This window comes from Streptomyces sp. NPDC049687 (assembly GCF_044465285.1).
GTDB lineage: Bacteria > Actinomycetota > Actinomycetes > Streptomycetales > Streptomycetaceae > Streptomyces.
Genome location: NZ_JBITLN010000001.1, coordinates 1105131 through 1120111 on the forward strand (window position 1 = coordinate 1105131; position 14981 = coordinate 1120111).

Genomic DNA, 14981 nt, shown 5'->3' on the forward strand with positions numbered 1-14981 from the left:
CCACTCATGTCACGAAGTCGATGTCGAAATGCTCGACCAAGGCCGCGCAACTGTTGCAGGGTCCTACAGGCATGCCGTGTTTCGCGTGATTCACGCTGTTGCGGATGACCACCGCGGCGCCTCTTGCTCCCATGGGGCTCTTGCCCGAGAACAACGCCTGGGACAAGCAGACGACGAGGCCGCACTGGCCGTGCCCCTTGCCCCGGCTGGCCCGCGAGGCAACCGTGTTCAGCACCGACTGCACGGCCGGGTGCACCCGGACCTTGGCCCCCCGGATGCTGGTGCTCGCGATGACCTGGCCGTCGGACAGCTCGATGCCCTCCGCGATGGCCGGGCGATCCTTGTCGGGCCTGATCGGAGCGGCCTGGTCCGCCACGTCCTGCACCGCGTCCATGAGGGCGTCGGCGTCGCCCGCCTCCGGGCACTCGTCGTTGTTGTGCACGAGGAGAGGCGTGGCCTCGGCGTACACGTAGTAGGTGTGGATCCGGCTGATGGTGAGGTCGTGCGTGCGCTGGAGCTTCTGGTACGCACGGACCCCGGTGACCTCGGCCGTGCCGCCGTCCACGGTGTGCAGCAGCATGCCGGGGCGCAGTTCGGAGGCCTCGAGCCAAGCCTGCTCGGAGTCGACCCAGAAGGGATGGGTGGTCGTCGAGACCAGCTTCTCCTCGTCGGCCTCCTTCGCCTTCGCGCCGCCCTTCACGGTGGCCGTCTTCGTGTTCCTGACCGTCAGGTCGACGAAGTGCTTGTCGTCCTCGGTGACGATCGTGCCGGCCACCTCACTGGTGGTGGTCTCTCCCGTCACCGGGTCGGTCACCGTGACCTTGTCACCGGGCTCGACCTGCTCGATCGGCTTGGTGGAGCCGTCGGCGAGGAGAACCCTCGTACCGGGCAGGAAGCTGTGGCGAACGGGGCAGGACCCGCCGGCTTTCTTCTTCTTCAGCGCCGCCGCGGCCTTCTTGCGGGCATCGGCCAGCTTGTCCGCCGCCTTGGCGAGTCCGGACTTCGCCCGGCCCACCGCCTTGTTCGCCTTCCACAGGTCCTTGGCCCCGCCGATCAGGTCACCGACCAGGCCGGTCACCCGCTTGGCGAGTTTGAGGCCCTTGGCCCAGTTCCACGGGGCGCCGTACTTGGCGAGGATCTTGCCCGCCAGACCGCCCGCGAAGCTGCCCGCGATGTTGAGCAGGGTCTCGCCACAGGCTCCGACGTCACCGGTGGAGATGCAGTCCAGGGCCGCGTCCACACCGAGGATGTCCCGGGCGATCTTGACCAGGGCCTTGCCCGCGGACTTGATGCGCTGCTTCGCCGCGGACTGCTGGCCCTGTGCCGCCGAGACGTTCCGGGAGGCGTTGTCGTAGTCCGACTGCGCCTTCTCCTCCTCGGTCTGATGAATGACCGGCAGACCGCCCCGGCACTCGATCAGACCCTCACGACACTCCGGGATGATCATGCCGCTGGGGTCCGCGTGCGTGACCGGGGAGTTGTTCGCGTACGCGTAGCCGTTGATCTGCTGCGGCTGCGTGTAGTCGATCACCGGGTCGGCGGAGACGAACTTGCCGATCTGGGCGTCGTATTCCCGTGCCCCCAGGTTGGTGAGCCCCGTGGACGCGTCGATCGTGCCGCCGACGAAGCCCTTCTGCCCCGGCCAGGTGCCGGTCTTCTCGCCGCGCTCGACGCCGTACGGATCGAAGCGGCGCTGGGAGATCGCCCCGCTCTCGGAGTCGATCGCGAGCTCGCCCGTGCCGTGGTGGTCCGAGCCGAGGAAGAACGTCTTCCCGGCGGTGCGTACCGCGACGGTCTGGTCGAGGTAGGTGTAGTAGCGGGTGGCCTCCTTCTTGGTGCCGTCGGCCGACAGCTTCAATTCGGTGCCGGGCAGGTAGACGGTGGTGCCGGAGGGGTCCTTGCGCAGAACCCGGGTGCCGGTCGGGTCGTAGAGATAACTGGTCTCGGAGCCGCCGGCCTCGGTGACCTTGGTGAGCTGGCCGGAGTCCCCCCAGACAAGGTTCTGGGCATCGCCGCCGATGGTGCGCTTGGTGGTGTTGCCCGCGTCGTCGTACTCGTACGTCGACTGCTTGTCCCCGGTGGGCGTCTTCTCGATGACCTTGGTGACCTGGTGCGGGCCGTCACCCAGGGCGCCGGCCCCGCCGTACTCGTAGCTGCGGGTGATGTTCTTCGCGGTGTTCAGCGTGGTGTCGTGGTTCGTCTCGGAAACCCGGTTTCCGATGGCGTCGGTCTCGTACGACTTCCAGTACGCCGCCGGACCGCCGAGCGCGTTCGAACCTGGCGCCGAGTCGCACGCCTTCGGCCCGGTGCCGTCGACCGGCGCGGTGGAACCGCGCGTTCCCCTACCGGTCGCGTCGGCGGCCGTGGTCGCCGGGGTCCAGGCGTCCGTCAGCCTCTGCCGGCTGTCGTAGGCGAAGCACTGCACGTCGAGCGCCGCGGAGTTCGCCGTGTCCGCGATGGAGAGGACGTTGCCCGCCTGGTCGTAGGAGTAATTGGCCTCCTTGGCCGGAGCGCCGGCGCCGTAGACGTCGACGACCGAGCGCGTCAGCCGGTCGGTGCCCTGCTCGTAGTCGTAGGTCTGCCAGACCTTCTTGCCGCTGCCCGTGGACAGTTCCAGCTGCTGGAGCCGGCTGCTCTTCGAGTAGACGGTGTTGGTGACGTACGAGGTGCTGCCGGTCATGGTCGTCGGGCGTTGCAGCGCGTCGTAGGTGTAGGTCACCGCCTCCGCCGGCAGGTCGGCCACGGCGGGCAGGCCGGTGCTCTGCACCGTTCCGTCACGGTTGTACGACGTGGTGAAGACGTACGTGCCGGCCAGCGATCCCTGGGAGGCGGGGATCTGATAGGCGGTCTTCAACGGCTGGTAGAACTCGTCCATCGACTGAACCGCGACGGCGAAGTACTCGGTCGGGGAGACATAGCTGAGGAAGCCGTAGGCCTGGCCCAGCCAGCCGGCCTTGTCGTACTTGGTCTCGGTCACCTTGGTGCCGGTGTTGGGATCGCCCTGCCAGGTCGACAGCACACGGCTGAGCGAGTCGTACACCGTGGACGTCTTCTTGTCACGGCCGTCCCAGGCGACCACCGGCCTGTCCAGTTCGTCGTACTCCGTACGCGAGGTGCCCGCGTCCGGGTCGATCGACGTGATCTGGCGACCCAGCTGGTCGTACTCGTACCGCCACACGTTGTTCTTGGCGTCGGTGACCGTCTCCAGCTTTCCGGCCGTGTTGTACGTGTACTTCGTCGAGTCGTACGGGACGCCCACGCCCGGCGAGGCGCCGCGGTAGTGGCGGATCTCCGATGTGTTTCCCTGCCCGTCCGTCACGGTCGTGGTGGGCACACCGCCGACCGGCGGATCGACGTGGGTCAGTTCACCGTCGTACGTGGTCGTGGTGCGCCACTGCTCGACGCCCGACACCGCGAAGATCTGGGCGGTGGTGCGGCCCAGGCCGTCGTACTCCAGCAGACTCTGAGCCCCGACCTCGCCGTTGTGGACGAGCAGCAGCTCGTCCGAGGGAGTGCCGGAGGCGTTGTACGTCGAGTTGGTCTTCTTGACGTTGCCCGTGCCGTCGTACCAGGTGTCGGCGACCATGCGGGTGCCGTCCGCCCCCTGAGTCTGGATCTGACGGGCCCGCAGCAGGCTGTCGTAGAGCTGGTACTCGGCGCCGTAGGAACCGTCGTTCTCGATCTTCTCGGTCTTGACCGAGGTGACCTTGTCCTTGCGGACGTTGTACGAGTACTTGATGCTCGGCGTCTGGGTCGAGGTCCGGTCCGCCAGCCACACCGACGTCAGGCGGCCCATGGCGTCGTAGGCGAGGTCCGTCCGCTTGCCGTTCGGGTCGGTCTGGCCCGCCGACATGCCCCAGGCCGGGGCGTAGTCGGTGGTCGTCGCGTGGCCGAGGGCGTTGGTGACCTTGGTCTTCGTCAGCAGGCCGTTGGTCTCGGTGTAGACGGTGCTGGTCTGCTCCGTCGTCCCGATCTGCTTGGCGTCCTTCTGCGTCAGCGGACGGCCGAAGTCGTCGTACGTCGTGACGCCCGTGACCTGGTAGGTCGCCGTGGTGCCGTTGTGCGCGGTCAGCCGCTCGGTCTTCGTCGCGTCACCCTTGGTGGGCGCCGCGCCGAACGCGCCGCCGTCGTAGGACGTGCGCTCATCCGCCAGGACCTGGGTCTTGCGGTCCGGGGTGGCGGAGCACTTGACCGACACCGACTCGCTGCGCGCCGGCAGCGAGAGGATGTTCTTCGCGGTGTTGTCCGCGTACGTCGTGCGGGTGCAGCTGTCGTCCTTGGCGGTGGAGACGTCACCCTGGTCGTCGACGGTCAGGACGCGGCCGGTGCCGTTCGCCGTGTCGTACGTCGTCGTGGACTTCGTCTCGCGCCAGGTCCCGTCGGACTTCAGATCAAAGCCACGGCCCGTCTGGGTGCGCACGATCACCGCGCGGGTGGTGCCCCAGCTCCTGGTCTGGGTGGCGGAGTAGTGCTTCCACGGGGCGCTGATCGACTTGGAGATCAGCTGGGAACCGTCGTAGGTGGCGACCTCCAGCTGGTGGCCGGTGAACTCCTCCGAGTCGGTGTAGGACGCACCCGTGGAGTCCTTCACCGTCACCGAGCGCGCGTTGCCGCCGGCGTCCTTGTCCCCGTCCATACCCTGGAGGAACGTGTAGTCGACCCGGGTCTTCTGGTTGTCGGAGGTGCCGCTGGTGACCTTGACCTTGCCGTAGCCCTGCCAGCCGCCCCAGGTGAGGTACTTTTCGTCGGTGATGCCGTCCGGCTTCGCCTTACGCCAGGCCGCGTCGCCCTGGTAATCGTAGCGGGTCACCATCGAGTCGCTGCCGCCGGTGCGGTCGGTCTCGATCACCGCCGACACCACGTACTTGTGGAACCAGTCCGTGATCGGGTCCACGTAGCCCGGCGGGGCCCACTTCACCGGGTAGCAGCGCTTCGTCGACTCCCCCGGCTTCGGCAGAGAAGCCTTGGTGCAGTCGGTGGCCGCGTACGTGACGTCCAGCTGGGCGCCCGTCTCACTGAGGACCATGGACAGGCGGAAGCGGTAGAACGGGGCGATGTTGTCGCCGATCGCGTCGACGCGGTTGGCGAGCTGCTCGCCGAACAGGTCCACCGAGGGCAGCTTGACCGCCGTACCGACGCGGCCCTCGTGCTCGATCTTCGACAGCCACAGCGTCTTGGAGTCGTCGCCGTTGTCCGTGAACAGGTGCGTGAGGATCCAGGCGTCCACGTCCTGATACGTCGTGGCGTCCTTGCGCATCTGCGTGACGACGGACGTCAGCCGCTTGGTGGTGAAGAACGTCGGCACGGGCGAGGTGCACTTGGTGCCGGACTTGCACTCCTGGTCGACCGGGACGTCCGGCCAGTGGGAGGCGTTCGCCTTGGTGCGCTTGCTCTCCGCGCAGTCGAAGTCGGAGGTGACCAGGCAGCGCTCGGCGGTGTTGAACACGATCCGGGCCGGCGCCTTCGCCGCGTACACCTGGCCGTCGCGCTGACCGTAGTCGACGCGCTTGAGGTAGCCGCCGCGGTGGTACGCGGTGCCGTTGACGTCCGTCTTCCCGTTCAGCGCGTAGTAGTTGGTCTCACGCTCGTAGAAGTAGGACATCACGTTGCCGTGGGTGTCCTTGACGTAGTCCAGCGACCAGCGCCAGGCCTGCTGGCAGTACGCCGAGGTGAAGGTGGCGTTGTAGCAGGGTTCACCGGAGTCGTCACCGAACACCGGCGCCGTCCAGACCGAGTTGGTCTCCTCGTTGCCCGTCGCCCAGCCCGGGAGGCGGTTCTTGCCGAAGTAGTACTCCGTACCGTCCGACGTGGTGATGCGCCAGTACTCGCCGTCGTTGTCACCGTTGGTGCCGCCGGTCAGCTTCTCGACCTTCGAGCCGTCGTCGGACGACATGTGCCACTCACCCGTGGTGTCGTCCTTGACCAGCTCACCGGAGCTGCCGTTGAGCATGACCGTGGCGTTCTCGAACGCCCAGCACTGCTCGGCCGAGCTGTCGTGACCGTCCTCCGCACACGGCTTGTAACGGCGCTCGATGTACCCCGGGTCGTAGGAGAAACCCTCACCGATCCACGAACCCTGATTGTTCGTCGCCGAGGTGCGGCCGTCCGCCGACTGCGACGAGTAGCCGAGGCCCACCGTCGGGGTCAGACCGCCGGGGGTCGGGACCGAACGGAAGGGGTAGTTCCAGTTGAACGCGCCGGACGAGGTGGCGACGCTCCAGCTGGCGGAGGGCGCAAGCGCCGTGGCCTTGTACGTGCCCTGCGCGCTCGACGGACCCGCCGCCACCGCCACCAGGGACGTCGCCTCCGCCGCCATCGTCGAGACACCCTCGGCCGAAGCCGGAGCCGCCGTCACGTCGGCCGAGACCGTGCCCGTCTTCACGTCGTTGACCGTCGGCAGCACCTTCGGCTGCTCCGGGCAGGCCTTACTGCCCGGCGTACCCAAAGCGGCACACGCCGGGAGCTGCACCAGCTGAAGACGCGAGCCGTACGAGCCGCCGAAGCCCTCCGCGAACTCGGAGTAGTCGACCGTCAGGCGGACCTTGCCGGCCTTGTCCTCGCCGTCGGTGCGCTCGACGCCGAGCAGGACATCGGCACCAAGCTTGTCGGCACGCTTCGGGGCCAGGACGTCGACCCGGACGCTCTCTGCGGCCTGGGCTGCCTTGACCTTGGCCTTCGCCCTGGTCACCTTCACCGGCAGCCCGCCCGCCTCAGCGGTGGCCCCCAGCTTCACCTCGGCGCCGCCCTGCTTCGGCCACACCGCCTCGTCCAGCCCCTTGACCGCCGCCCTGCGCGCCGGATCGGAAGGGCGGGACTTCGATCTCGCGTCGGAACCCTTGGCGGGATCACCATCGTCCTGGACGCCGGGGCGACTGGTGCGGCCCTTGTCGTCCGCGGTGAGCGGCACCGCCTGGACCGTGGACGCCGGGAGCGCCAGGGCCAGGCTCAGCACCGTCGTGCCGAGAATGCGCCTGGGTATTCGTCGGCTCAACGGCCGACTCTTCCAATACATCAATGATCTCCGTTTGTGGACAGGAAATACTCGCCGCGGCGCATGGGGTGCGCCGCGGCGAGGAGAGAAGAGGTCAAGGAATGCGGAGCGGAATGGCGTTCCTCTCGGCGGGACCGGAGTCCGCGGGGCCGGCGAATTCCGGGACCACGACGGTGTTCCCGAAGAATTCGTACGGCCAGTCGTCGGTGCTGTCCGGCGCGGCTCCCGCGCCGGTGACGACTCCGCGCAGCAGCCAGCCGGGGCCGTCGAAGCCGAGGAAGCGCGAGTGCATGGTGGCGTGGGAGCCGTCGCGGCGTACGACGGGCACCTCGGCCCGCAGTTCGACTCCGGCGGGGCCCGCCCATTCCCGTACCGACGCGCCGTCCCTGCTCAGCTTCGCGAGCAGGTCGGCGCGCACGGTGTCCCAGGAGCGGCCCGGGGTCCGGTGGTAGGCCTGGAGCTGGAGCGCGGTCCGGCCGTGGACGACGGTGACGGCGAGGACGCCGCCGTCGCCGCTCCGGTCGCCCACGAACTTGAGCTCGTTGCCCGGCTGGGCGGGAATGCGCAGGCCGCCCAGGTCGGTGTACTCCCCTTCCGGGACGCCTGGCGAACCGGCGTCCCAGGGGCCGGAGACGGGTCCCCGCAAGGCCGCGCGGGCAGCCTCCTCCGCGAAGCCCAGCAACTCGTCGATTTCGGATTCGGTGTAGCCCTCGGCCTCGATCACGGCCCGCAGCAGGGTCAGCACGCCGCTCAGCGCGAGGCGGCCCTGCTGGTCGGCGTGCCGGAGCGCGGCGACGTCACCCAGCAGGCCGGTGATCACTGCGGCGGCCTCCTCGTGGCCGAGCCCCGGCCCCGACCCCACTCCCGCTCCCGGCCCCGGCCCCGGGGTGAAGCCGAGGTCCGTGGCGATGCGCTCGGGTGAATGGCCCTCGGTCCTGCGGTCGTTCAGCTCCAGTTGCAGGGCCGTGAGGAGGACCCGGCCAGGGGTCAGCCGGTCCCATACGCCGAATTCCGCCGCCGACTCGCTCTCCGGCGCGATGAACCCGTCGCGCCGGAACCGAGCGAGAATTTCCCTTGCTTTACGGCGCACCGCGGCCCCTCTTCCATTTCTTGACGGCTTGCCCGATCCTCGCGATCACGAGTGCCGTGGCGATGGTGGCCTCGACTATCCCAGGGGACGCTCCGGCCTGATGGGTGAAGGGCTTCAGGATTTTCCCGGCGTTGGTGGAGGCGCCGGAGAGCGCACTCTGCCGCTGCTTCGCCGCGTCACCGACGGCCTCGGAGGCACGACGCGTCTCGCCCTCGGCCTCACGGCGCTTGACCGGCTTGTAGTCGGCGTCGTTCGGGTCGTAGAGGTCGGGAACGGAGCTCGGGTCGGAGTCACCGTGGTCGGAGCGCTCGGGGTCGCCGCTGCTGCGGGTGCCGCCGCTCCCACCGCCGGTACCGCAGTTGTGGACGAGGAGTGGTTCCTCGTCCGCCAGCACGTAGTAGGTGTGGATGTCCTCGACAGTGAGGTCGTGCGTGCGCTGCCGCCGCTCGAAGGGACTGACCGCCTCGACCGTGGCGAGGCCGCCGTCCGCGGTGAGCAGCCGCATGCCGGGTTCGAGCTCGCCGGCCTCGATCCAGGCCCGCTCCGACTCCACCCAGAAGGGATGGGTCGTGGTGGAGACCAGGTCGGACGGCTCACCGGACTCGCCGCGCACCGTGAGGTCGACGAAGTGCTTGTCGTCCTCGGTGACGATGGTGCCGACGACCTGACGGGCCGTCGTCTCGCCCGTCTCCGGGTCGGTCACCAGCACCGCATCGCCGAGTTCCACCTCCTCGATGGGTTTGCTGCCGCCGTCGGCGAGAGCGACCTTCGTCCCCGGCAGGAAGCTGTGGTTGGGCAGGGCGCTGGTCGGGCAGGTTCCCGAATCCTCCTTCTTGCCCTTCTTGATCACCGCCTTGAGCTTGGCCCGTGCCGAGGAAAGCGCGTCCTTCGCCTTGCCGAGCGCCTTGTTGGCCTTCAGCAGGTCCTTGACCCCGCCGACGAGGTCGCCGACCAGGCCGACCACGCGTTTGGCGAGTTTGGCGCCCTTGGCCCAGTTCCAGGGGGCCCCGTACTTCGCGAGGATCTTGCCTGCGATGCCTCCGGCGAAGCTGCCCGCGATGTTCAGCAGCGTCTCGCCGCACGCGCCCAGATCACCGCTGGAGATGCAGTCCAGTGCCGCGTCCACACCGAGGATGTCCCGGACGATCTTGACGAGAGCCTTGCCGGCCTGCTTGATCCGCTGCTTGGAGGCGGACTGCTGGCCCCGTGCCTTCGAGACCGACTGCTCGGCCTCGTACTCCTCGGCCTCGGCCGCGTCCTTCTCCGGGTTCTTCGGCTTGTACGGGCCGTACGTGCCGTTGTCACCGGAGCAGTACGAGTACGGATAGCAACTCTCCAGGCCGGACGGATCACTGAATGTGACCGGAGAGTTGTCCGCGTAGGCGTAGCCGTTGATCTGCTGCGGCCGGGTGTAGTCGATGAGCGGGTCGACGGAGATGAACTTCCCGATGACCGGGTCGTATTCACGTGCCCCGAGATGGGTCAGACCGGTCGAGGCGTCGACGGTGCCGCCGACGTAGCCCTTCTCCCCCGGCCAGTTGCCGCTCGACTGGCCGCGGTTGACACCGTACGGGTCGAAGCGCCGCTGCGAGATCGCACCGGTCGCCGCGTCGATCGCCAGTTCGCCGGTCCCGTGGTGGTCCGCGGCCAGGAAGGACAGCTTGCCGTCGCTGGTCCGCACCGCCACGGTCTGGTCGAGGTACGTGTAGTACCGGGTCGCCGCCACCTGGGAACCACCCGTGGGCAGGTGCAGTTCCATGCCCGGCAGATAGACGGTGGTGCCCGACGGGTCCTTGCGCTGGACCCGCTCGCCCTCGGCGTCGTAGAGGTAACTGGTCTCCGACCCGCCGGCCTCGGTCGCCTTGGTGAGCTTGCCGGAGTCGTCCCAGGTCAGGGTCTGGGCGTTGCCTCCGATGGTGCGCTTGGTGGTGTTGCCCGAGTCGTCGTACTCGTAGGACGACTGCCGGTCACCGGTCGGGGTGTTCTCCACGATCTTCGTGACCTGGTGCGGACCGTCACCGGCCGTACCCGCCCCGCCGTAGGTGAAGGTGCGGGTGATGTCCTTCGACGCCACCAGTCCCGTGTCGTGCACGGTCTCGCCGGTGCGGTTGCCGATGGCGTCGGTGGCGTACGACTTCCAGTACGGAGCCGGACCACCCAGCGGGCTCGCTCCTGGTGCCGCCTCGCACGCCTTCGGGCGGGAGCCGTCGACCGGCGCCGTGGTCCCCAGGGTCCCGCTGCCCGCGGCGTCGGCCGCCGTCGATGCCGGTGTCCAGGCGTCCGCGAGCCGCTGCCGGTTGTCGTAGGCGAAGCACTGGACGTCCGGGGAGGAGGCGTTGGCCGTGTCGGAGATCGACAGAACGTTTCCGGCCTGGTCGTAGGAGTAGTTCGATTCCTTCGCCGGCGCGGTCGCTCCGTAGACGTCGACGACCGAACGCGCCAGCCGGTCGGTGCCCGTCTCGTAGTCGTAGGTCTGCCAGACCTTCTTCCCCGACCCCGCGTACTGCTCCAGCTGCTGGAGGTGTCCGTGCGTGGAGTAGCGGGTGTCGGTGACGTACGAGGTGGTGCCGGTCATGGTCGTCGGGCGCTGCAGTTCGTCGTACCCGAAGGTGACGGCCTCCGCCGGCAGCCCGCCCGCCGCCGGGATCCCTCCCGACTGGGCGGTTCCGTCGCGGTTGTAGGTGCTGGTGAAGACGTAGGTGCCGGCCAGCGCGCCCTGGGAGGCGGGCACCGAGTACGCCGTCTTCAGCGGACGGTAGAACTCGTCCGTCGACTGCACGACCGTCGCGAAGTACTCGGTCGGCGAGACGTAGCTCAGCTGCGCGTACACCTCGCCGAGCGAGCCCGCCCTGTCGTACCGGGTCTCGGTCAGCTTGGTACCCGTGTCGGCGTCGCCCTGCCAGGTCGAAAGGACCCGGCCGAGCTTGTCGTAGACCGTCGACAGCTTCTTGCCCCTGCCGTCCGTCGAGGAGACGGGGAGGTCAAGGGCGTCGTAGGTCACGGTCGAGGTGCCGGCGTCCGGGTCGACCGACTTGGTGTTGCGGCCCAGCTGGTCGTACTCGTAGCGCCAGACGTTGTTCTTCGCGTCGACGACCGTCTGGAGCTTGCCGGACGGGGTGTAGGTGTACTTGGTGACGTCGTAGCCCGACATCGGGTTGGGGGAGGCGCCCCGGTAGTGCCAGATCTCGCTGGTACGGCCTGCGGAGTCCCGCACCGTCGTCGTCGGGACACCGCCGACGGGCGGGTCGATGTGGGTGCGCTCGCCGTCGTACGTGGTCGTGGTGCGCCACTGCTCCACACCCGAGACGGCGAAGATGCTCGCCGTGGTACGGCCCAGTCCGTCGTACTCGAAGAGCGACTGGGTGGCCACTTCGCCGTTGTGGACCAGCAACAGCTCGTCGGACGGGGCGCCCGCTGCGTTGTAGGTCTCGTTGGCCTTCCTGACCTTGCCGGTGCCGTCGTAGAACGTGTCGGCGACCATGCGGGTGCCGCCCGGCCCCTCGGTCTGGATCTGACGGGCTCTGAGCAGTCCGTCGTAGAGCTGGTACTCGGCGCCGTAGGAGCCGTCGTTCTCGATCTTCTCGGTCTTGATCGCGACGACCTTGTCCTTGCGGACGTTGTACGAGTACTTGATGCTCGGCGTCTGCGAGGCCTTCACCCGGTCCGGCAGCCACACCGAGGTGAGGCGGCCGAGGCCGTCGTAGGCGAGGTCGGTGCGCTTTCCGTTCGGGTCGGTCTGGCCCGCCGACATGCCCCAGGCGGGCGCGTAGTCGGTCGTCGAGGCGTGCCCGAGCGCGTTGGTGAACGTCGTCTTCGAGATCAGTCCGTTGACGTCCGTGTACGAGGTCTTCGTCAGTGCGCCGGAGGCGTCCGTCTGGGACAGCGGGCGGCCGAAGGAGTCATAGGTCGTGGTGCCGGTGACCTGGTACGTGGCCGTCGTGCCGTTGTGCGCGGCCAGCCGCTCCGTCTGGGTCGCGTCACCCTTCGTCGGCGCGGCGCCGTGGGCACCACCGTCGTACGAGGTCCGTTCGTCGGCCAGCACCTGGGTCCTGCGGTCCGGCGTCGTCGCGCACTTCACGGACACCGACTCGCTGCGCCTGGGCAGGGAGAGGATGTTCTGCGCGGTGCTGTCGGCGTACCAGAAGCGGGTGCAGGTGTCGTCCCCGGTGGTGGACACATCGCCCAGGTCCTCGACCTCGGTGACCCGGCCGGTGCCGTTCGAGGTGTCGTACTTCGTCGTCGACCTGGTCTCGCGCCAGCCGCCCGAGGCGAGCGGGCTGAAGCCGCGGGTGGTCTCCGTGTTGACGACGGCCGCCCGGTTGGTGCCCCAGCTCTTGGTCTGCGTGGCGGTGTAGGCCTTCCACGGGGTGTTGATCACCTTGGAAGCGAGCTTGCTTCCGTCGTACGCCATCGCTTCGAGTTCGAAGCCGGTGAACTCCTTGGCGTCCGTGTACTCGGCGCCGGTGGAGTCGGACACCTTCACCGAACGGGTGCCGCCGGAGGAGGTCTTGTCCCCGTCCATGCCCTGGAGATACGTGTAGTCGATCCGGCTGGTCTGGCGGTCGGCGCTGCCGCTGGTGACGGTGACCTTGCCATAGCCCTGCCAGCCGCCCCAGGTCAGGTACTTGTCCTCGGTGATGCCGTCGGGTTCCGCCTTACGCCAGGCCGCGTCGCCCTGGTAGGAGTAACGCGTGACGAGCTGGTCGCTGCCGCCCGTGCGGTCGGTCTCGATGACCGCCGCCACCACGTACTTGTGGAACCAGTCCGTGATCGGGTCGATGTAGCCCGGGGGCGACCACTTCACCGGGTAGCAGCGCTTGGTGGACTCACCCGGCGTCGGCAGCGCGTCCTTGGTGCAGTTCGTCGCCGCGTAGTTGACGTCGAGCTGGGCGCCGGTCTCGCTGAGCACGGTGGACAGGCGGAAGCGGTGGAAAGGAGCGATGTTGTCCCCGATCGCGTCCACCCGGTTCGCCAGCTGCTCACCGTACAGCTCCAGCGTGGGCAGTCTCACCGCCGTACCGACCCGGCCCTCGTGGTCGATCTTCGACAGCCAGAGGGTCTTGGAGTCGTCGCCGTTGTCGGTGAACAGATGCGTGAGGGTCCAGGCGTCCACGTCCTGATACGTGGTCGCGTCCTTGCGCATCTGGGTGACGATCGAGGTCAGCCGCTTCGTCGTCCAGAAGGTCTGACCGACGGTGCACTTGGTGTCGGCCTTGCACTCCTGGTCGACGGGAACGTCCGGCCAGCGCGATGCGTTCGCCGTGGTGCGCTTGGATTCCGCGCAGTCGAAGTCGGCCGTGGGAAGGCACCGTTCGGCGACGTTGAACACGACCCGCGCCGGGGCCTTGGCCGCGTAGACCTGGCCGTCGCGCTGACCGTAGTCGACGCGCTTGAGGTAGCCGCCACGGTGGTACGCCGTCCCGTTGACGTCCGTCTTGCCGTTCAGCGCGTAGTAGTTGGTCTCCCGCGCGTAGTAGTACGACATGACGTTGCCGTGGGTGTCCTTGACATAGTCGAGGCTCCACCGCCACGCCTGCTTGCAGTGCGCGCTCGTGAACGTCGCGTTGTAGCAGGGCTCACCCGAATCGTCACCGAAGACCGGAACCGTCCACGTCGAATCGGTCTCCTCGTTGCCGGTCGCCCAGCCCGGCAGCCGGTTCAGACCGAAGTAGTACTCCGTGCCGTCGGTGGTGGTGACACGCCAGTGCTCACCGTCGTTGTCACCATTGGTGGCACCGGTCAGCTGCTCGACCTTCGTACCGTCGTCGTTGGCCAGATGCCATTTGCCGGTCGTGTCGTCCTTGACCAGTTCCGTCGAGGAGCCATTGAGGAGAATCGTGGCGTTGTCGTACGCCCAGCACTGCTCGGCGGACCCGGAATGACCGTCATCGGAGCAGGCCTTGTAACGGCGCTCGATATAGCCGGGGTCGTAGGAGAAACCCTCACCGATCCACGAACCCTGGTTGTTGGTCGCCGCGGTGCGGCCGTCCGCCGACTGCGACGAGTATCCGAGGCCCACCGTCGGCGTCAGACCACCCGGAGTCGGCACCGTCCGCATCGGGTAGTTCCAGGAGAAGCCGCCGGAGGAGTTCGAGACGTTCCAGTCGGCCGACGGAGCGAGCGCCGTCGCCTTGTACGTGCCCTGCGCGCTCGAGGGGCCGGCCGCGACCGCGACCAGCGAGGTCGCCTCGCTCGCCATGGTGGAGACGCCCTCGACCGTGGCCGGTGCGGCCGTCACGTCGGCGGAGACGGTGCCCGTCTTCACGTCGTTGACCGTGGGCAACACCTTCGGCGGCTCCGGGCACTCCCTGGTGCCGGGTATGCCGACAGCGGCACACGCCGGGAGCTGGATCAGTTGGAGACGAGAGGCGTAGGAACCGCCGAAGCCCTCGGCGAACTCCGAGTAATCCACCGTCAGACGAACCTTGCCCGCCTGCGCGGAACCGTCGGCTCGCTCGACGCCCAGCAGTACATCGGCGCCCAGCTTCTCGGCCCGCTTCGGGTCCAGGACGTCGACCCGGACGCCGGCCACAACCTGTGCTGCCTCGACCTTGGCCTTCGCCTTGGTCACCTTCACCGGCAGACCGCCGGCCCTCGCGGTGGCGCCTGTCTTCAACTCGGCGCCGCCCTGCTTCGGCCACACCGCCTTATTGAGTCCCTTGACCGCCGCCTTGCGCGCCGGATCGGAAGGGCGGGGCTTCGCTTTCGCCTCGGACCCCTCGGCGGGATCCCAGTTGTCCTGGACGCCGGGGCGGCTGGTGCGGCCCCGGTCACCGTCGTCGAGCGCCAACGCCTGAACCGACGAAGCCGACAGCGCGAGCGTGAGCCCGAGCACTGTCGCGGCGAACGCCGGTCTGGGCATGCGGCGACTCGGTGAGCGACCACGGAAGAACATTCGGC

3 protein-coding genes are annotated in these 14981 nt (G+C 68.3%); all 3 read right to left on the reverse strand.

Annotation, left to right across the window (positions count from 1 at the left end; genetic code table 11):
• Positions 1-4: 4 nt before the first annotated feature.
• The 3 genes from ACIBVL_RS05025 to ACIBVL_RS05035 all read right to left on the reverse strand — a co-directional run bounded on the left by ACIBVL_RS05025 (position 5) and on the right by ACIBVL_RS05035 (position 14943).
• Positions 5-6991, reverse strand: coding sequence for an RHS repeat-associated core domain-containing protein (locus tag ACIBVL_RS05025; protein WP_399091822.1), 6987 nt, complete (start codon positions 6989-6991; stop codon positions 5-7).
• A 94-nt stretch (positions 6992-7085) separates the two neighbouring features.
• Complete coding sequence (locus ACIBVL_RS05030) at positions 7086-8081, reverse strand: DUF3710 domain-containing protein (protein WP_399091825.1); 996 nt, start codon at positions 8079-8081, stop codon at positions 7086-7088.
• Positions 8071-14943 carry a polymorphic toxin-type HINT domain-containing protein gene (locus ACIBVL_RS05035; protein WP_399091828.1) on the reverse strand — a complete coding sequence of 2291 codons (6873 nt, stop codon included), beginning with the start codon at positions 14941-14943 and terminating at the stop codon, positions 8071-8073. Before ACIBVL_RS05035 ends, ACIBVL_RS05030 begins: the two co-directional genes overlap by 11 nt.
• Positions 14944-14981: the final 38 nt, after the last annotated feature.